The 394-nt window shown below is 47.5% G+C and carries 1 protein-coding gene; it reads right to left on the bottom strand.

The genetic code is table 11. The annotated features are described in order from the left end of the window. Positions 1-19: 19 nt before the first annotated feature. Positions 20-394 (bottom strand): flagellin (locus NE664_15270; GenBank protein MCQ4727992.1); only part of this gene is annotated, 375 nt, incomplete at its 5' end.

The following is a 394-nucleotide window of genomic DNA, read 5'->3' on the forward strand; positions in this document are numbered from 1 at the left end:
TCTAAGCATATCCGTTATATTACTGCAATAACTGGAGAACTCCCTGCGGAACTGTGTTAGCCTGTGCAAGCATTGCCTGTGCGGCCTGTACAAGGATATTGTTCTTCGTATATGCCATCATTTCTTCAGCCATGTCTGTATCGCGGATGCGGCTTTCGGCGGCCGTCATGTTTTCTGTCTGAACTCCTAAGTTGTTGATTGTATGGTCAAGCCTGTTCTGGATTGCTCCCAGATCGCCTCTCTGCGACGATACTGTGTTGATAGCCGTTTTAATCTTCGCTATTGCGTCAGATGCGCCTGTCTGTGTGGAAATGTCGATTCCGTCTATGCCTAATGATTTCGCGCTCATGCTTCCTACGGTTACGCGTACTTTCTGATAGCTGTCGTTTGTATC

Origin of the sequence: Anaerotignum faecicola, assembly GCA_024460105.1 — a bacterium.
Lineage (GTDB): Bacteria > Bacillota > Clostridia > Lachnospirales > Anaerotignaceae > JANFXS01.